Annotated in this window: 20 protein-coding genes; 2 read left to right on the forward strand and 18 right to left on the reverse strand. The window is 30.1% G+C overall.

What is annotated here, in order from left to right:
* Positions 1–68: 68 nt before the first annotated feature.
* The 7 genes from RT412_RS16650 to RT412_RS16680 all read right to left on the reverse strand — a co-directional run bounded on the left by RT412_RS16650 (position 69) and on the right by RT412_RS16680 (position 9,192).
* Positions 69–2,228 (reverse strand): copper-translocating P-type ATPase, encoded by a 2,160-nt coding sequence (locus RT412_RS16650; protein WP_313370422.1) that lies wholly within the window; start codon positions 2,226–2,228, stop codon positions 69–71.
* 170 nt (positions 2,229–2,398) lie between these two features.
* Entirely contained in the window at positions 2,399–2,488 is a 90-nt protein-coding gene (locus tag RT412_RS16655) for a four-helix bundle copper-binding protein (RefSeq protein WP_313370420.1), read from the reverse strand.
* 59 nt (positions 2,489–2,547) lie between these two features.
* Entirely contained in the window at positions 2,548–4,290 is a 1,743-nt protein-coding gene (arsA, locus tag RT412_RS16660; RefSeq protein ID WP_312652552.1) for an arsenical pump-driving ATPase, read from the reverse strand.
* 10 nt (positions 4,291–4,300) lie between these two features.
* A complete protein-coding gene (gene arsD / locus RT412_RS16665) occupies positions 4,301–4,693 on the reverse strand; it encodes an arsenite efflux transporter metallochaperone ArsD (protein ID WP_312652554.1) in 393 nt (130 codons plus the stop codon).
* Positions 4,694–4,867: 174 nt separating this feature from the next.
* On the reverse strand, positions 4,868–7,165 hold the full coding sequence (locus RT412_RS16670) for a spermine synthase (protein ID WP_313370417.1): 2,298 nt from the start codon (positions 7,163–7,165) through the stop codon (positions 4,868–4,870).
* 367 nt (positions 7,166–7,532) lie between these two features.
* Positions 7,533–8,729: a cyclopropane-fatty-acyl-phospholipid synthase family protein gene (locus RT412_RS16675; protein ID WP_313413336.1), complete on the reverse strand. Its 1,197-nt coding sequence runs from the start codon at positions 8,727–8,729 to the stop codon at positions 7,533–7,535.
* A 103-nt stretch (positions 8,730–8,832) separates the two neighbouring features.
* A complete protein-coding gene (locus tag RT412_RS16680; protein ID WP_313370415.1) occupies positions 8,833–9,192 on the reverse strand; it encodes a four-helix bundle copper-binding protein in 360 nt (119 codons plus the stop codon).
* A gap of 344 nt (positions 9,193–9,536) precedes the next feature.
* Here RT412_RS16680 and RT412_RS16685 point away from each other — a divergent pair, with 344 nt between their 5' ends.
* Positions 9,537–10,052 (forward strand): hypothetical protein, encoded by a 516-nt coding sequence (locus RT412_RS16685; protein WP_313370413.1) that lies wholly within the window; start codon positions 9,537–9,539, stop codon positions 10,050–10,052.
* Between the two features lie 258 nt (positions 10,053–10,310).
* Here the strand turns inward: RT412_RS16685 and RT412_RS16690 are convergent, their stop codons facing one another.
* The 9 genes from RT412_RS16690 to RT412_RS16730 all read right to left on the reverse strand — a co-directional run bounded on the left by RT412_RS16690 (position 10,311) and on the right by RT412_RS16730 (position 15,881).
* Positions 10,311–11,276 carry a M48 family metalloprotease gene (locus tag RT412_RS16690; RefSeq protein WP_313370411.1) on the reverse strand — a complete coding sequence of 322 codons (966 nt, stop codon included), beginning with the start codon at positions 11,274–11,276 and terminating at the stop codon, positions 10,311–10,313.
* Between the two features lie 53 nt (positions 11,277–11,329).
* Entirely contained in the window at positions 11,330–11,881 is a 552-nt protein-coding gene (locus RT412_RS16695) for a LemA family protein (protein WP_313370409.1), read from the reverse strand.
* A gap of 63 nt (positions 11,882–11,944) precedes the next feature.
* Positions 11,945–12,265 carry a hypothetical protein gene (locus RT412_RS16700; protein ID WP_313370407.1) on the reverse strand — a complete coding sequence of 107 codons (321 nt, stop codon included), beginning with the start codon at positions 12,263–12,265 and terminating at the stop codon, positions 11,945–11,947.
* A gap of 2 nt (positions 12,266–12,267) precedes the next feature.
* Positions 12,268–12,972: a PspA/IM30 family protein gene (locus tag RT412_RS16705; RefSeq protein WP_313370405.1), complete on the reverse strand. Its 705-nt coding sequence runs from the start codon at positions 12,970–12,972 to the stop codon at positions 12,268–12,270.
* 167 nt (positions 12,973–13,139) lie between these two features.
* The gene (locus RT412_RS16710; protein WP_313370403.1) at positions 13,140–13,832 is read right to left on the reverse strand and encodes a heparan-alpha-glucosaminide N-acetyltransferase; all 693 of its coding nucleotides are present in this window, start codon (positions 13,830–13,832) and stop codon (positions 13,140–13,142) included.
* A gap of 50 nt (positions 13,833–13,882) precedes the next feature.
* A complete protein-coding gene (locus RT412_RS16715; protein WP_313370401.1) occupies positions 13,883–14,635 on the reverse strand; it encodes a cytochrome c biogenesis CcdA family protein in 753 nt (250 codons plus the stop codon).
* A gap of 22 nt (positions 14,636–14,657) precedes the next feature.
* Positions 14,658–15,017, reverse strand: coding sequence for a hypothetical protein (locus RT412_RS16720; RefSeq protein WP_313370399.1), 360 nt, complete (start codon positions 15,015–15,017; stop codon positions 14,658–14,660).
* Positions 15,018–15,022: 5 nt separating this feature from the next.
* A complete protein-coding gene (locus tag RT412_RS16725; protein ID WP_313370397.1) occupies positions 15,023–15,235 on the reverse strand; it encodes a hypothetical protein in 213 nt (70 codons plus the stop codon).
* A gap of 4 nt (positions 15,236–15,239) precedes the next feature.
* Positions 15,240–15,881, reverse strand: coding sequence for an isoprenylcysteine carboxylmethyltransferase family protein (locus RT412_RS16730; RefSeq protein WP_313370395.1), 642 nt, complete (start codon positions 15,879–15,881; stop codon positions 15,240–15,242).
* A 269-nt stretch (positions 15,882–16,150) separates the two neighbouring features.
* On the opposite strand from RT412_RS16730, the gene RT412_RS16735 reads away from it, so the two are divergent.
* Positions 16,151–17,410, forward strand: coding sequence for a cytochrome P450 (locus RT412_RS16735; RefSeq protein WP_313370393.1), 1,260 nt, complete (start codon positions 16,151–16,153; stop codon positions 17,408–17,410).
* A 285-nt stretch (positions 17,411–17,695) separates the two neighbouring features.
* On the opposite strand, the gene RT412_RS16740 is transcribed toward RT412_RS16735, so the two are convergent.
* Together RT412_RS16740 and RT412_RS16745 are read right to left on the reverse strand one after the other, a co-directional pair.
* Positions 17,696–18,163: a hypothetical protein gene (locus RT412_RS16740; RefSeq protein ID WP_313370391.1), complete on the reverse strand. Its 468-nt coding sequence runs from the start codon at positions 18,161–18,163 to the stop codon at positions 17,696–17,698.
* Between the two features lie 197 nt (positions 18,164–18,360).
* Positions 18,361–19,170, reverse strand: coding sequence for a CAP domain-containing protein (locus RT412_RS16745; protein WP_313370389.1), 810 nt, complete (start codon positions 19,168–19,170; stop codon positions 18,361–18,363).
* Positions 19,171–19,266: the final 96 nt, after the last annotated feature.

Below are 19,266 nucleotides of genomic sequence, written 5' to 3' on the forward strand. Positions count from 1 at the left end.
TATTTCACTTATTTTTTATTATATGAATTCTTTAAATATCATTTTCATTAATAGGTTTAAAATCAAATTTAATCAATTTTTAACAGCCTTGCATTTATAGCTACAATGATTGTACTTAAAGACATTAATACTGCTCCCAAGGCAGGACTTATAACTATTCCCTGATTATACAATATACCTGCTGCTAAAGGTAGCGCGACCACATTATAAGCAGTCGCCCATACCAAGTTTTGAATCATTTTTGAATATGTAGCTTTAGATAATTTTAAAATATTTACTACATCCAGTGGATTACTTTTAACAAGAATAATATCTGCAGTTTCAATTGCTACATCCGTACCAGCACCAATTGCTATTCCTAAATCTGCTTTGGCCAATGCTGGTGCATCGTTAACTCCGTCACCGGTCATGGCTACCATTTTTCCTTCGTTATGCAGCTCATCTACTTTATTTGATTTATCCTGAGGTAAAACTTCTGCAATTACTTTGTCTAAATTAAGCTTCTTTCCAACATAAGAAGCCGCTTTTTGATTATCTCCCGTAAGCATTATAGATTCAATATTCATAACTTTTAAAGTATCAATAGCTTCTTTGGAAGTTTCTCTTATAATATCTGATAAGGCAATATAACCGATAAGTTTTTTATTTTCTATTACAAATACTACTGTCTTTCCTTCTCCGGCAAGTTTTTCATATTGACTTTCATCAAATGATACACCTTCTCTTCTCATATAACCAGGGCTTGCTATCATAATATTTCTGTTGTCAACCGTTGCTTTTAATCCTTGTCCTGTAATATTTTGATAATCCTTGACTTCTTTTATTTCAAGGTTTAATTTTTTACCTTCTCTTACAATTCCTTTAGCAATTGGATGTTCTGAATTTGACTCAAGGGAATATGCTATTGATAATAATTCATTCTTAGGTATTCCTATTTCAAAAACATCAGTAACACCAAATTCGCCTTCTGTCAAAGTACCCGTCTTGTCAAAAACTACAGCATCTAATTTTCTTGCATTTTCAAAAGCTGCTCTGTCCCTAATTAACAATCCTCTTTTAGCTCCAATGCTTGTAGACATTGAAGTAACAAGCGGTGTAGCTAAGCCAAGTGCATGCGGGCAAGAAATAATCACTACCGTTACTGCTCTTTCAATCGCAAAGCTTAAATCTCCACTAATTATCATCCATGCAACAAAAGTTATAGTTCCTGCTGTAACAGCTATATAGAACAACCACTTAGCAGCAATATCAGCTAAGGTTTGAGTCTTTGACTTTGAAGCCTGTGCCTCACGAACAAGTTTAATAACTTGTGACAGGAAGGTTTGATCTCCAACTCTACTAACTTTAAATTTTAATAATCCTTCACCATTAATAGAACCGCCGATTATCTCATCTCCTGCCCTTTTTTCTACTGGTACCGATTCTCCAGTAATCATTGATTCATTAACATCAGAATTTCCGTCATAAACTATCCCATCTATTGGAATTTTCTCACCAGGCTTAACTAATACTGTATTCCCTTCTTTTAATTGTTTCACAACAACATCAACAATATCACCGTTGTCTTTAATAAGATGTGCTGTCTCTGGCATTAATTTTACTAATTCCTCCAAAGCCTTTGAAGCACCCATTACTGACTTCATTTCAATCCAATGTCCTAAAAGCATAATTACTATCAAAGTAGCTAATTCCCAAAAGAAATCATTGCCCTTTAATATAAATACCGTCAATGAACTGTAAACATATGCAACTATTATTGCAAGTGCTATTAAGGTCATCATTGCAGGTGATTTTTGTTTTAATTCATCTTTAGCACCTTCAAAAAACGGCTTACCTCCATAAAAAAATAGTATAGTTGAAAGAGCAAACAATACATAAGGATCACCGTTGAATCTCCAATTTACCCCCATAAACATTTGTATCATAGGTGAAAGAATCAAGATAGGAACGGTTAATACTAAAGATATAAAGAACCTTTTTTTAAAGTCCTGAACCATCATAGCATGATGGTCATGATGGTTTTCATGGTTTTCTTGGTTTTCATTGTTTTCATGATTACTTTCATGATGACTTTTATGATGTTCATGGCTTCCATGGTTCAAATGTTCACGTTCATTATGTTCATGATTCATATGGTTCTGTTCCATATTTCTATCTTGCGTATGTTTCATATTACTATGGACTAAAACCTCATTATTGCTTTTATCATTGTTATTATGATTATGCATACAATCCCTCCTAACTTTTCTAAACTAGTAAAATTTAATTTATTTTAATATTACCCATTAATTAATTTTATAATCAAACTATTCTAAATCAGTAAGTTTGTATGTTAATAAAAGGCTCTTGATAAAAACATTATCAAGAGCCGTATAAATAAAAATGGTACTAATACTATTTAAACCATTGCACCATCCATTTTTCTACATTCATCTGCACACATACGGCAAATGTCTGCACATTTTTTACAATGGTCATCTTTAAACATCGTACATTCTTTCGCTGTTTTCTGCACCTTACTTTTCTAATAAACTACACAATTAAAATTCACTTAATTAAATCATTTAATTTTTCACCTTTAATTTCGTCAGAACTCCAACCGATAACAGCAAATTTTCCTTTTGAGTGTTCCCCAACCTTATTTATCCACTCTATTTCGTTACTTGCTCTTTCAGATAGCAATTTATTTGTAGTCTTTGATTTATAAAGGGAAGAATTTATAACCCACCAATTTGTACATATGCCTGCACGCTTTAAATCCTCTTCTAACCTCAATGCTTCGTAAACAGGAGTTGCTTCTGGTAAAGCAACAATTATTACCTCAGTTTCACTAGAGTTTTTAAGCCTTGGTAATAATTTTTTTGCTGATTCCGGAATGTAACCTTGAGAACGTGTTATTTCTTGATTGTAAATTTGGGTTGATTCTAATAAAAGCAATGTGTGACCTGTTGGTGCAGTATCTATTACTACAACTTCGTCTTCAGCTTTTTCAACTATATCTGCAAATGCCCTAAATACTGCAATTTCTTGCGTACAAGGCGAACGCAAATCTTCCTCTACATACGCAATATCATTTTCCGACAATGTCTCGTTCGCTTTATATAAAACCTCATCTTGATATTTTTTAAGCACTTCTTTTTCATCTATGTGACTCATAGTGATACCGCTTTGTTCTTTGATAACAAAATCAAGGTGCGCAGCAGGATCAGTTGTCGTTAAATGAACCTTCTTTCCTTTCTTAGCCAATCCTAATGCAATTGCTGCAGCTGTTGTAGTCTTACCTACTCCACCTTTTCCCATAGTGAAAATAACTTTTTTGTTTCTATTATATAATTCATCTATTATATCTCTTAATCCTTTTAAAGACTCAGCATTTATTTTTTCTTCGTTTAATTTAAATTTATCTTCTTCTAAAAATGATCTTACATATTCCACACCACTAATATTATAAGCCCTAAGCGGTATAACATAGGTTGTTATATTTTTAAATTCCTCTGGCATTTCTGACAATGCTTTTTGCTGCTTATTATAAAAACTTTCTGATATTTCATCATCATACTCAGTAAATAACCCATTAATCACCAATGATTGATTTTTTACACCTATTTCAGATAGCTCCATTGAAGCTCTTTTAGCTTCTGCTATGGGTCCAACTTCAGGTCTAGTAACTAATATTAGAGTTGTTAAGTTTCCATCCGATAAAGTTTCAACTGCTTTTTTATAAACATCCTTTTTTTCTTCAAGTCCTGAAAGCTGTCCTAAACATGATGCCCCATGAGTGCTCTCACTTATGAAGTTACTCCATGCAGATGGTAGCTGCAGCATCCTTAAAGTATGACCTGTAGGAGCAGTATCAAATATTATATAATCATATTCCTGCTTTGTTTTTTCATCTGTAATGAAATTTGAAAATTCATTAAATGCTGCTATTTCCATAGTACAAGAACCTGATAACTGTTCTTCCATATTTTTTAAAACTGATTCAGGCATCAATCCTCGATATGGTGCTATTACACTTTCACGATATTCTGCAGCTGCTTGCACTGGATCAAGATTAGCAACTGTAAGATTTGGAACTTCATTAATTTGTACACCTTTGTTATTTAATTCTGTTTTAAACAAATCTTGTAAATTAGATGCTGGATCAGTGCTTATTAATAATACCATTTTACCCATATCCGCTAAAGTTACAGCAGTTGCACAAGCGGTAGAAGTTTTTCCAACACCGCCTTTGCCGGTGTAAAATAAATATTTAGTCAGTTTTATATTTTTAAGATTGAAAATTTCCATATAATTTCTCCTAACAACAATCTCCCCCATCACAACCGTAATCGCCCGATTTTTTTCTGCTTGCTCTTAAAACCTTTGGCTGAAAACCAAATTCTTTTACAGATAAATCAAAAAAATTTGCCATTTCATCATTGGTTGGATATCTTCCTATTATAACTAATTCTCCATCTAATAGCGCTGCAGGAAGCACATCAATGCCTTTTTCATTAATTAATTTATTTATTACAGTATTTTTAATAAATTCTTGTGGTGCATTTGATAAATTAAATCTTTCTACTTCCATTCCTTTTTTATTTAATGTATTAAGAACAGTTGATATTCTAATCAGTTCTGGATCAACATTCACTCCACACACACCTGTAGAACAGCACATTGCTGGTTCAAATATCTGCATTTTTTTCATAATATTCTCCTTAGATTCTTATATATTATTTTATGAACATTTACTACTTAGGACTTTTAAGTCCATTTTAAATTTCATGAATAATTTTATACCCTTCAAATAATTCTAAACCATTTTTCTTTTATAATGTCTATTTAATTTGTAAATATAGATAATTATATATTATCTTCTAAATTAATGAGTTGTTATCACTTTTAAAGGATTTAAAAAATATAAAATTATATAGATAGCTGCACCAATAAAGACTGTAACACTAAAACCAAACATCATTGAAAGAGCTACTGCTAATGTAGACCCAAATACAGAAAAAATTCCGTTTATCGCAATCATAAGAGGAACTAAACTTTCTTGTTTATCTAGACTGTTCACTTTTTTAATCCCTGTAGGATATCCCATTCCCATGAAAAATCCCATAGGGAATAAATATATAAATATAATTAATAGTTTATAGGTTAAACTCAAATTATTTGTTAGGAGTAAAACATCACTTAGTTTTACTTGAATTAATAAAATCGAAACACCTGATAAAAGAATGAAATAAGGTAATTTCTTTGTTAACTTTTCAATTATTTTACTACCGCTTGCCAAACTGCCAATGCCGCTGCTGATTAATAAACTAAATAATATAAAACTAAAAGCAATAGATGAGCTTCCAAAGTACAATACTGTCTTTTGTATCAGCGGAATCTCTACTAACATATACGCTATGCCCAATGCTCCAAAATATATTGAAGCTTTTTTAGTTTCTAACTCTGTTATATATTTCTTTTTAATGTATAATGCAAATGCTAATATTATTACTAATATTAAAATCATTTCTAAAGGAATTAACTTAGTATAGTTGTAAAAAAATGGTTTATCATCCGTAATAGGATTTGCATTATGTCCAAAACCGCTTAATAGCTGTTCAAAATTAATCTTTCCTTCCCTTAATGACTTATACGGTTCAATTTCATAACCAGGCATTTGAATTATATCCCTGTTTTGAGATTCTGCCACTGTTATAATAGAATTTAATTCTGCAGAGCTGAAAGGTGTATTTTTAAAAATTACAACTGGCATTGATATACTGCCGTGGGCACTGTTTTGTCCTATCCTTGCACCATTAATTATAGTAATATAATTATTTACATCTTCTTCTTTGATGCCTTTGTCTAGTAATACTTTAATGCCGGTATTAACAATCTTGGTTAAATCTAATGTATTGTGAGCTACGAATGTCAATTTACCGTTTTCAGTTAAATGATCAAAATACTGATTTACTGCTTCCTCTGTATATATATAGTACTCTGCCAGCGAATACATTGTATTTTCAATAGAATTTGTCATCACCTTTGAAAGATATATATTATCGTATTTTTCGTTGATGTTTTCAATAAAATATCTTCCATCCTGGATATATAAGTTAACTCCTGGATAATTATATATATCCCCATTAAATTCTTTGAATTTATTGACCGCTTCTATAGTTGATGGATTTATTTCTACTGCATCAATTTTTTTATTACCTCCAAGTAGCGAATAAAGTACGTCATTTCCTCCACCTGAACCAATAACAAGGGATTTATCATTTTTTCCAAATGCAAATGGAATATAATTTACATCATATTTCAAATGTTCAACTGATTTTAAATCTCCGTTAAATTTAATTATAGGTGCTGCTGCACCCCCATCTGTGGCAATTAACAATTCATCTCTTCCTTCAACCTTAATAACATCTGTTCTAGATAAGGCATCCCAATTAGAAAAGATAATTTCAGTGTTTCCAGCAGTTTCTTTATAGCTTCCTACTAGTTTCTCAGGATTTGTGTAGTAAGCATAAAATTTATTTTCAATGTCTTCTATAAGACTGTTATTAATAAATAGTACACTCATTAAAATCAAAAAAACTGAAGATATTATTAATGGTTTCTTTTTTTTACAATATAAGCTGATACTTACTGCAGATATTGTCGCTATTATGCAAACAATAATAACACTTAGAACAAAGCCAAATGAATTCATAATTTTTATAACAAGTAAGCTTCCCAACCCTGCTCCAAGCAAATCCAATAAATATAATTTATTACTTTGGCTAGCCATTTCCTTAAATACAATTGAAGTTATAATACCGCCTGTTATGAATGGTAAAATTGAAGCTGGTAAATAAACAATGACAGTCGGATTATAAGGCAGAAAATACATAATTGATATAACAGTGATAAATATTATAGGCAATAAAATTGAAGCCTCTGCTAACAACTTTATAGAATTATCTTTGTTTATATACTTGTATGTTAAAATAGCTCCAATGCCACTACCAAGAATAGCCATGGATACTATAATAAAAACTAGACCTGGTGATAATAGTGTTGAAAATAACCTTGTAAGTAGCGTCTCATATATAAAAAGAGCCATAGTTGTCAAAAATACAGATAAGTATAAATAGATTGTCTTCTTTGATTTAAAATCAATATGAATAATGTTACTCATATTAAACCTCCGTTAAATTATTATAAAAAGAACTAGATCACTAGTTCTAAGTTTTAATAAATATATCATTCAATTATGGAGAAGTTATGATACATCCTATATTTATTTATTCAATTATGAACAATCCTAACCTTGCCCTGTAGATGTAACTCTTGCCGTTTGAGCTTTAAAGTTATTTCAAAACTTATGTAATAACTATTTTAATAAAAAATACTTCATAACTGTACTATGCAATTATGAAATTATATTGAATTATTATTAAAATTAATATTTATTCCATTTTGAAGAGTCACTTCCCACCATATGCACAATATCATATAGGTTTAATGAAATAAATATTATAAGAGAATCATATTGGAAAATATAATTATTGTAAATATATATATTCTCTAGTCCAAGGCAAGTTATTATTAACACCTTTAGTAAACAAAAATTGATGGATATCTATATTACCGCTGTTAAAAGATGCAGCACATCCGTTCAGATATAAGCGCCACATTCTAATAAATTTATCATCATACTTCTTCTTTACTTCAGGCAATGCATTTTCAAAGTTCCTCGACCAGTGCTCCAATGTTCTTCCATAATGTCTTCTTAGACTTTCAACATCTAACAAATAAAATTCTTCATCTGACATATATGTAATTAGCTCTTTAATTGTAGGTATATATCCACCGGGAAATATATATTTATTTATCCAAGAATTCACACCATCACCATTAATACCAGTTATACAATGAAGTAAAGATATTCCATCTTCATCTAACAAATTTTTAACTTTTGTAAAGTATTCGGGTAATAATTCCTTGCCAACATGCTCAATCATACCTACACTTACAATCCTGTCAAATTTTTTGTTTTTTAACTCTCTATAATCCAGCAACTCAACTTCTACAAGCTTCTCTAACCCCTCCGCTTTAATTCTTTCTTTAACTTTGTTAAACTGTTCAGAGCTTAATGTTATTCCCATTGCTTTAACATTATATTCTTTAGCTGCTGTTAAAATTAATTCTCCCCAGCCACAGCCTATATCTAATAGTGTTTGACCTTTATTTAAATTTAGCTTCCTTAAAATATGACTTCTTTTATTTTTTTGAGCATCATTTAATGAATCCCATGGAAACTTAAAATATCCGCAAGAATAAGTCATGGTATCATCTAACCATAATTTATAGAATTCATTTCCAATATCATAATGATGATGGACATTATCTTTACTATTTTTTATATTATTTCTTATATGTTTATTAGAATCGTTATGTAAAATGGATTTTTTATTTTGATATAAATACTCTATAATATTTTGTAAATCACCATCTATATCCATCTCATTTGTCATATAAGCCTCGCCTAATGCCAAAGATGGATCATTTAATAATTTTGTTTTTGATAAAGGGCAGTTAAAAATCAACTTAAACTTACTGTCACCTTCTCCATATTTTTCTTCCTCACCATCCCAAAATCTTATTTCAAATGGAATGTGGAAAATATTTTTCAAAAAAGACTTATAAAATATTTTATCCGTATTTATAATTAATTTACTTTTTTCTTTTAATTCAATCATATTGCTCTCCTATTAACATTTTATCACTGAAATTCTTCCTAATTTTAGTGATAAATATAAAAACAGCTCCTGATATTATTAACCAGGAGCATGCAAGACTGTTCTATCTCATAGACATAGCACTAGCCATTTTTCTACATTCTTCTGCACACATACGGCAAATGTCTGCACATTTTTTGCAATGTTCATCTTTGAACATATCACATTCTTCTGCACATTTATCACAGACTTTAGCGCATATTTGACAGTGTTCATGAGAAAAATGACCGTTCATTGACATTGTCGCAACTGACATTTGACACATCATAGCGCATTCAACCAGCATACTTACACAATTTTTTCTTGCATTAAGATCAGGTTCATTTAAACAAGCATTAAAACATTCATAACATGCTTGTGAACATTTTGTACAAGCATCTATACATGCTTGCATATTGTTATTCTTATTTGTTACAATACCCATAGATATTTCTCCTTTTATTTTTTAATAATTTACATATTTATTATTTGAATATCTACAGATTTTATACATTATTTTATTATATTTTTAATTTGCAAAATTTAAACTAATACACTCCGATGCAAATAAAATATAAAAACCTCATCATGTAGTAAATCTTTCATACACAATCTCAATTATAATTAGTCATTAAATAACGTAAGCGTCAAATACGCCTATCCTAAATAACACTTCACCGAATACAAATTAAATATTCCCAAACACATATATTTTAATCCATTATTAACAAAAACTTTAATTTTTGCATATTATATAGAAAACAAAATAATTAAAGGAGAGTTTTATTTATGTATAATAAAAATTTTCAAAATATATACTTTAATGATAATTTGAAATATTATTGGTCAAATAATATATTAATGACACAAAAACTGTTACAACAACCTAATATAATCCCGAATAAAGAAGCAGTTCCAGAATACGGTTATTTGTCAATTTATGTTGTATCTAAAAATGGGACCGTTCCGGTAAAAGGAGCTTTAGTCACAATATACCATCTTCATGAAGATGGAAGAGAACATGTACATTTTCATTTAGTAACCGATGAAAACGGAAGAGTTCCAGATATGAAATTACCTGTAAGGTTTAGCGAAATGAACTCAATTACTAATTTTTTATATCATTATTCAACTTATAGTGTAAGAGTGACAGCAAATAACTATTTTACAGAAAATATTATAGACTTCCAAATATTCCCTGGTATAGAAACTGACTTAAGCATTGAAATGCAGCCTGTAACAGCGAGTAGAGTAGATAAAGTTCCTGAGGAGACTATTGTAATTCCTCCAAGACCCATGGAATAAGAAACAGCTATTAGATATACAGGAAGCAATCAATGTGTTTTACTAATTGTAAAATTATTAACCATAAATTTACTTCCTTTAATGTTTATTATATACACACTCCTTGTATAATGAAAATATAGTAATTCCATTAAATTATTTTCTTTTCTTGATTATTTTCTATATAATCTTTTATAGACGCTGTGGATTAGTTATTTCTCATATAATATGAAACTTATTTTAGTAAGTGAAAAATGTCGATAATATAATATCATATATCTAATACATGTTTCTCAAAATTCTTATTCGTTCTTCTATTGGGGGGTGTGTTGAAAATAGTGGCAATATCCAATGTTTAGGATTAAATATATAAAGACCGAGCATCTCATCTCCGCCTAAATTATCAACCTGTTCTTTAGAATATTCAGGTGAATGACTTTGTATTTTTTCTAATGCATTAGCTATACCTTCAGAATATCCGCAAAGCCTAACTGCGTTTGCATCAGCAATATATTCCCTTTTTCTTGATATTGCAAGATTTATAATCTGTGCTACAAACCTTATAATATAAGATAAAAACATTCCTGCCAAAGCTATCAACGCTAAAGTTTCTGCTGAATTTTCATTATCTCTTGAGTCACTTGATCTTGAACTATTTCTTCCACCATAAACTATATTATATCTGGATATTCTATACAATATAGTTCCTAATACTATTGCTGCACTCATAAGGTAAACTGACACTGTTGAAACGAGTATATCTCTTTGAATTATGTGTGACATTTCATGAGCCAGAACACCTTCCATTTCTGGTTCATCAAGTATTTCAATTAGACCTGTTGTCACTCCTATATAAGCATTTTTGAGGGATAATCCACCTGCGAATGCATTTGGTATATTCGCTGGTATAATATATAACTTAGGAGTATCCTTTATACCAGCTGCAATAGACAAACCTTCAACTAAATTAGCTATTCGGCTTTCATTAGGGTTTGACATATTCGCTTCCTTCCAATTTGTACGGGAACCTACCATTTTTGTACCTGTAAAAATTTGAACAGGCATTAGAATACATACTATAAAAACACCTATACCAATTCCAAAAGCCATATTATCTGCATAGTATCCTATGGTGTATGACATAACAAGTATAATTATTATATAAAAGGCAATTAAAAGGACTGTTTTTATTTGATTTTTTCTAACCTGCTCATATATAATAACAGGCCTTTTTATTTCTGACATAATATCTCCTTCTACTCTTTTAATTCTTTTACTTCTACTATTTCTTATATATTTTATAATTCACTGATTCTTAAGTTATCTGAATATTCCCTTTCTACATCACTTATTTCATATGTTTTTTCTGAAGTGAAACCTAACATATTTGCTAAAATTGAAGTAGGAAATGATTGAATTGCTGTATTAAAGATTGTAACAGTTGTATTATACCTTGTTCTTGCGTATGCAATTTTATCTTCTACATTCTTCACATCCTCCATTAAATGTAAAAAAGACTGATTTGATTTTAATTCCGGATAACTTTCTGAAATAGCCATAATTGAAGGAATCATTTTTGAAACCTTGTCATTGGCTGTCATTGCCTCATCCTTAGATGATGACACCATTTTAACTCTCATAGAAACTATCTTTTCCAATGTCTCACTTTCGTACTTTGTTTGCATTTTTATTGTATCTACTAAATTTGTAAGAATATTTGTTTTTCTTTTTAATTGAACATCAATTGTTGACCATGCTTCTTTGATATAGTTTTTCTTTTTTATAAGGCCGTTGTACATTGCAATTAGCCAAATAACTAATATTGTAATTATTATTATAATATATTTCATTTTTTCCTCCCAACTAGAAATTTATAAAGGAGGGTTAAATTCCCTCCTAAAAACATTTTTTAATTAATTCATTATAAATTCTTCAACAGCATCTTTGTTATTTAATATAAATGCTGCTAATTTATTAGTTATAGTAGTTTTGTAATGGTTTAATTTTGGATGAATATATTTAGCGGTATAAAATTCACCGTTTATATCAACATAAAAATTAGCTTCATTTTTCATTTTTGTTTTATGATATTTAAGCATAACATTTACGCCTTCTACGTCTCCATTTTTTATATGACTTTTTATGGGAAGAGCTTTGAGAAGCATCCTTATAAATTCATATGCTCTGTCTCTTTCTTCATCTGTTATATATTCTTCAACATAGATATTATTCATGATTATCCTTCAACTTCTTTTTTCAGTTTTTCTAAATCAGAATTAACCTCTTCACCAAATATCTCTTTTTTTAGTGAAGCTAAATCATCATTTGATGATTTATTATCATATTTTGAATAATCCGTATCTTTATCTTTTTTTTCTAATTCCCTAAGAGAATCAATTTTATACTTTCGAGAATTTACTTTTTCCTCCATTTTATCCAATTGTTCAAATACATTATTTTTAGAAGTTTTAGTTAAAACTTTATTTACATTATTATTCGCTTCATTAATTCTGTCTTGCGCAATAATATTTTCTTTTCTTATCTTTGCTTCTTCAATTCTGTCATTTATTTCATCAAGGCTGTCTCTCAATGTTTCAACTTGTTCTTTTTGCTCACTATAAGAAGATGTAAGTCTTTCCGCTTGAGCTTTAAAGTTATTTCTTTCATCTAATGCATTTTTAGCATCTTCTTCATTACCTGATTTCAAAGCATTAACAGCTCTGTTATGCCATAACGTTGCCTTGTTGTTTGCTTCTTCCAGCAATGCTTCTAACCTTTTTTCTTCTGCCATGCAACTTGCAACTGCATCAGTTGTTTCCTTTCTTACTTCCTCTAAGTCCCTTATAGCTTGTTCTACTATTATTTTGGGATCTTCTAAGGAATCCAAAGCATTATTTGCATAACCCTTTAATATATTGCTGATTCTATTAAAAATACTCATTTTATACACTTCCTTTTGATAGATTTTATATTACTTAGCTATATATCTCTATAGTTTCTTTTATTTTACTAAACAATTTTGAAGAAGTTGTGGAATAATTATTTTTATTACCTAAAAAAATAAAAAACACTTCATAACTGCACTATGCAATTATGAAGCTCAAAAAATTATAAATTTATGCCAAGAAAGTTAATCACAATTGCCATTCCAACAAGAACCGGTTGGTGAATCAAATATATTGCTAGTGAATTTTTACTTATTATAGATAAATATTCATTTTTATAATGGAATTTGAAAATACTCTGACCTTTATAATAGTATATTTTGTAAGCAAGAATGCCTAATATAAATACAGAAAGATATGGACTTATAGGGTAGTAATCAAGTGTAACAAATCCTCTGTACATAACACCAAAAGGAAGAAGAAGACTTGTATTGACTAGAGTGCTTTTTATTAATATCGCTGTAAGCGCTATAAAAACTGCACTTATAAAAAGAAGTATATTATTCATCTTTTTTAGCAATGGGAAAAGAACCATACTAGTTCCCAATAAATGCAAAATACCGAACCGTATATATTGTTCCCTGAAAAAAATGTACGTAACTAAAGTTATCAACATTGCAAATATAAGTATCTTTATACCTCTTTTTACAGTATTCTTACTAAAACCGCTGCTTATACCTGCAAGAAATATAAACATCAACGCAGAAGTTTTACCTTCCCAATACCAAAATCCACTTAGATAATCTATATCTAAACCTACAAACTCATTTAAATCATATACTATATGAAAGATAACCATAAGGATTATTGCAATGGCTCTTAAAAAATCTATTTCCCAAATTCGTCTATTTCCCACTTTACCGCCTCCATTTTAGTAAAGATAGTTGTATTTAAAATCGCTTAGTTTTACATTCCTATAGGTAGACTGTAAGGAATGAATTTATATAATATTTCAACCATTAACATGAATTTGTTAAACAGTAGCAATATACCAAAAATAAGAAGAATTACTCCTGTCACAAATGATATAACTGTATGATATTTCTGAATTCTTTTCAATATACCCACTGACTTTCCGAAGGCTATTCCTACCAAAAGATATGGTACCCCAAGCCCTATTGAAAACATGAACATTACTGCCATACCAGTATAGGATGAACCCATGTTTCCTGCAAAAATCAACATTGAATATAACAAAGGTCCAATACAGTGAGAACAAGCAACTGCAAAGAATATTCCAACTAAAAATGTGGTAAGGTATCTGTTAGAAGCTTTCTCTTTAAATCTGTCAAACAGATTATCCAGGGCCTTTATATTGAAGGATACAGTTTTAAAAAGACCAAAAAGTTTTAATGAAAGAAATATCACAAAAATACCGCCAAGAATATTAAAAACACCAATGTTATCTTTTATAAAACTTGCCACCTTTCCTGATGCAGCTCCAGCAAGTGTAAAAACAATAGTAAATGCTAAAATAAATAAAAGCGTATTTATTATTATCTTTAACCTGATAGCTTTACTTTTACTTGTCTCTTTAAGTTCCTCCACTGACATACCTGTGATTAAGCTGAAATACATTGTAATCATTGGTATTATACAGGGTGATAGAAAAGAAACTAATCCTGCAGTAAATGCTAATATATAAATGGATGTAAACATTTAATTTCCCCCTTAGCTCTATTTAAGCTTTTCTCCTTCGTATATATGCTCTCTCACTTGTATCCGGAATATTCTTAAATATCAGTTTAAATGATTTTGTATCCTCTCCGACAATTAGCTTTCCATCAATGTAATTTTTTATTTTCAATATACCACTGGTATGGTGGTCTTCTGCATTTTGCAGATCCCACTCAAAGCCTTCACTTATAACAATTCCAGTATCCGTTATTAGTTGCACATATTTACTTATATCCTTGTACTTTGATAAGCTAACAGAATGAGTTCCTAGTGAAATTTCAAATGTTAGCACATCACTAGATCCTATCACGGGATTTAAATAATTCACTATAATATCAATATTCCCATTTTGGCTGAAAGTCATATATTTTACTGTATTATCAGAATTATTTGACTGGGACTGCTCAACAGGTTCTTCCTTATTTTGCTGTTCAGATATATTTTCTTCAGGTATTTTTTCATTGGATCCTTTTTCTCTTTGCCGCCTGAAAGAAATGGTATAAAGCCCACGATTAAAGTCAATGCAAATACTGCTACAACAATAATTAACCTTGTAAATCCATTCATTTTCCTATAGCTCATAATTTTACCTACCTTTATGACTTAATCGTATTGGAATAAATGCAGGAACCTGCTTTCGATATTCTTCATATTTTTCACCAAATAGCTCTACCATCTTCTTTTCTTCTTTTTTAGCAAGTTTAGTATACATAATGAGTAGAATTGGTGCCATTATCAAAGTAATAATCGTTGGCCATTGTATTAGGAATCCTACGATCATTAGTACGAACCCACTATACTGAGGATGACGTATATATTTATAAATTCCACTGGTCACCAACTCACCGTTCCCGGCATGTATTCCTTTCCAGCCAATAGCAATAACAATTAAGCCACTGAAAATGAAAACATTGCTAAGCGGATGCAATATAGAATACACTACAATTGAACCCCCTGATAGAGCAACCCACAAATGACCATTTAAATGAGTAAACGGATCAAAAACCGGATATTTACTCCCCAAAATAGATGTCAAAAAATATATTGTCAGTGGAAATCCAAACATTTCGCTGAACAATGCTACCATGAACGCTGTAAAAGCACCTAATGTTCGCCAATCTCTTTTGGTCGTAGGTTTGAAAGCGGTATAGGTAAAAATACCAAATACAAGAATATTTAAGATAACAGAACCCCACAATCCATATGCGTATTTATCTAAAAAATGCATTATATTTCTCTCCTTCCTTTACAACTGCATAATATTCTTAAGTTGTATATAAATATTAATATTTTATTATCATAATACAAAACAAATTTGAAGAACTTGTGGAGAAGTTAATATAACAACTTTGCTATGGTTTGAAATACTGTTAAAGAAAAGTTATATGCTGGGTTATAAGAAACTAAACATAACATATTACCAAATATATTTCGAATATTACAAAATAATTTGGATAGCATATTTAATATATTTAGATATAGAAGGGATTTATGTTTATGCCTGTAAAAGAACACATAAAAAATGAAGAAAGTCTTGATAGTACAATAGCACTAGCCACAGAAGGTTATTTATTTATAAAAAACAAGATTGATCAGAATCAAACTGATGCTTTTGAGACTCGTTTATTTGGGAAAAAAGTTATCTGCATGAGTGGTGAAGAAGCTGCAAAAATGTTTTATAATGCGGAATTATTTCAAAGAAACGGTGCTATGCCAAAGCGTATTCAACGTACATTGGTTGGAGAAGAAGCAATACAAACCTTGGATGGAGAAGAACATATCCGAAGAAAACAACAATTCATGTCGTTACTGAAACCAGTAAATATAAAATACTTAGTAAATATTTTTAATAATAATTTAGATAATTATATAAATAGATGGGAGAATTCTGAACGTGTAGTACTTTTTGAAGAAATGAATGAAATATTATGTAAAACTGCATGCCAGTGGTCTGGAGTTCCTTTATCTGAATCTGAAATTAAGGAAAGGGCAGATAACTTCAGTGAAATGGTCGATGCTTTTGGTGCAGTTGGTCCAAGGCATTGGAAAGGTAGAATAGCCAGAAATAAAGCTGAAAATTGGATAAATAGTATTATTAAAGATGTAAGATCTAATAAGCTTCATGTTGAAGAGAATACAGCACTTTATTCTTTTGCATATTATAAGGACATTAATGGTAAACAATTGAGCGACAATTTGGCAGCAATTGAACTTATTAATGTTCTAAGGCCTATTATAGCAATTTCCACTTATATTACATTTACAGCTTTAGCATTATATGATAATCCTAAATACTTGGAAAAGCTCTTAGTAGGTGATAGCAATTATTATAAAATGTTTATAAAAGAAGTAAAGCGTTATTATCCATTTGGTCCTTTCTTAGGTGCAAAAGTAAGAAAGGATTTTAAGTGGAATAATATAGAATTCGAAAAAGGTATGCTTGTAATACTTGATATTTACGGTACAAATCACGATTCAAAACTCTGGGCGAAACCATTTGATTTTTGGCCAGAACGTTTTGATAAAAAAAAAGATGAATTATTTAATTTTATCCCCCATGGTGGAGGCGATGCTTCAAATGGACATCGCTGTCCTGGTGAAGGTGTAACTACTGAAATTATGAAAGCTAGTCTAGATTTACTTGTCAATAAAATTGAGTACGAAGTTCCTAAACAAGATGTAAGTTTTAGTTTGACAAAAATGCCTACATTACCTGAAAGTGGTTTTATAATGAATAAAATTAAACGTAAATTTTAATTTTGCTTTTATAAAAATTTTTAAGATTAAGATTGTTGAATAATCTCTGTAAAATCACTTTCTACGATAATTTCTAGAGCATATGCAAGTAAAGCCAAAGCATTATTTGCTTAGATTTATCGCATGTAAAGGGGCTGTTGCAATATGAATGAAGCCCCTTTTTTGAATATTAAATCCTTCCTTCGAACATAATCGCAAGATTACCATAGACCCTATTGGCCAATTTTACTTGACAATCAACACCATAGACATTACTTTTTTATATTTTTAAGCAATCATGTTAAGTTAAATTTGGTGTTTTTCAGGAACTATAATAAATTCACTTCGAGGTTGTCTTGTTGTTATTGGAGACATATTTACACGAAAAAGAGTTGTTATATCAGGAAAAATTTCAATATTAATAACAGTAATAGGATAATATCCAAAGGCATTAACAGTCATATGATATTGAAGGTGTTCAAAATCTGATTCATTACTAATATCCGGTCCATGTAATACAGGTAACTCTATAATCGGAATTTTACCATTTTCATATGTAGTATGAGTTACAATTAAAACTTCTTCACCTGCAGTTACATTAATACCCCTTATACTAAATCTATATATACTTACTTCTGCACCACCTATTGGAATGCCGCTTTCATCTTCCAGGACAATAACTTCTAAAAATCCAGTCACAACAGCTTCATTATTTGTTTCTAACTTTTTAATTATATTATTTTTAACTCTGTAAGGTTTAGTTGCATCAATCATTTCAATTTATTAAACATCCTTTCCTTAAGTTCTAATTTAATATATGTAAATAAAAAGTTTTGTTTACAATGTTGTAATTTAAAAATGCCCCTCCTTAAATAAACATATTAGTTCAACTGTTTATCTTAAGAGGAGCATATCAAACGAACTATAAGTTCATTTTTATTATACAACTTGAATCTTAGCGATTGTTATTATCAGTCAGCAAATACTTGTGTCCAATAAGGTGTTCCGCTGGAATTTGTAACATAACCCACACCTATTCTGGAAAAGCCAGGTGACATAATATTTGCTCTGTGTCCTTCAGAATTCATCCATGCAGTAACTACAGATTCAGGTGTTCTTTGTCCTGATGCTAAATTCTCACCCCATGCTGACCATCTGATACCAAATTTAGTCAACATATCACCGGCACTTCCGTAAGTCGGTGACTGGTGGGCAAAGTAGTTATTGTCTGCCATATCTTTTGCTTTAGTTCTTGCAACATTAGAAATTTCAGAATCTAATGTCAGTGCTTGCAATCCTGCCTTTTGTCTCTCAATATTTACTAGTTCAACTACTTTTTTCTCATAGCTTAAATTTGATGAAGAAACTGTAACAGTATTTGAACTGTTATTTTGTTCTTTAACCGGTGAATTTTGTTGAGTAGCAGGTTTTGTAGCTACCGGCTGTTTCTCAACCTGTTTTACATCTGCTTGCTGTGCCTCAGCAGGCTTTTTCATTGGAGTCTTTTTAACAACTGGTTTTTCAATTTCAGTAACTACTTTTTCTGTTTTTGCAGTTTTTAATAATGTGTTCCAGTCGATTGAATTTAAATCAACTGTTTTACCGTTTACTTTCACACTCTTTATTTTAAGTTTTCCGCTAATTATTTCACTTATATAGTTTTTTAAATTATTATAATTAGAATATTTAGCTTCTAATTTAGTTCCTTCTGCAGCAAAAACTGATGTAGATGAAAATGCTAATACTGCCGCTAATGTTAGTGCTATTACTTTATTTTTCATAATTTTACTCCTTTTCTTAATTAAGCTTAAATTTAATTAACTATTGTTTATGCTAATCTAAAAATAGGTCAGCTGGCTCATCGAAAACTAGGTCAA

Source organism: Sedimentibacter sp. (genome assembly GCF_032080165.1).
Taxonomy (GTDB): Bacteria; Bacillota; Clostridia; order Tissierellales; family Sedimentibacteraceae; genus Sedimentibacter.